The sequence below is a fragment of the Priestia sp. SIMBA_032 genome, assembly GCF_046535215.1.
In the GTDB taxonomy this organism is placed as follows: domain Bacteria; phylum Bacillota; class Bacilli; order Bacillales; family Bacillaceae_H; genus Priestia; species Priestia aryabhattai.
Genome location: NZ_JAWRXD010000993.1, coordinates 1 through 259, shown reverse-complemented (window position 1 = coordinate 259; position 259 = coordinate 1). Strand labels below are relative to the sequence as shown.

The following is a 259-nucleotide window of genomic DNA, read 5'->3' as shown; positions in this document are numbered from 1 at the left end:
GCCGCGTCGAGCCAGATGCTCCAATCGTTGCTTGTCACGCCGCTCACCTGCAATAGCGTGTGATGAGCGAGATTGTCGACGCTCGTGAGTGGATGACTGCCCGTCAGCAGTTTTGGACTGCATACCGGGAAGATCTCGTCGTCCATCAGCCGGTCAACGCGCAGCCCTTTCCATTCGCCGCTGCCGTAACGAATTGCCGCGTCCGCGCCACCGGCCACGAAATGGATCAAGTCAGTCGAAGCGCTCAAGCGAATATCGA

Annotated in this window: 1 protein-coding gene; it reads right to left on the bottom strand. The window is 59.1% G+C overall.

Annotated features, from left to right (window positions below):
* A partial coding sequence (locus SB717_RS37330) for a LysR substrate-binding domain-containing protein (RefSeq protein WP_410908156.1) occupies positions 1–259 on the bottom strand: 259 nt, incomplete at both ends.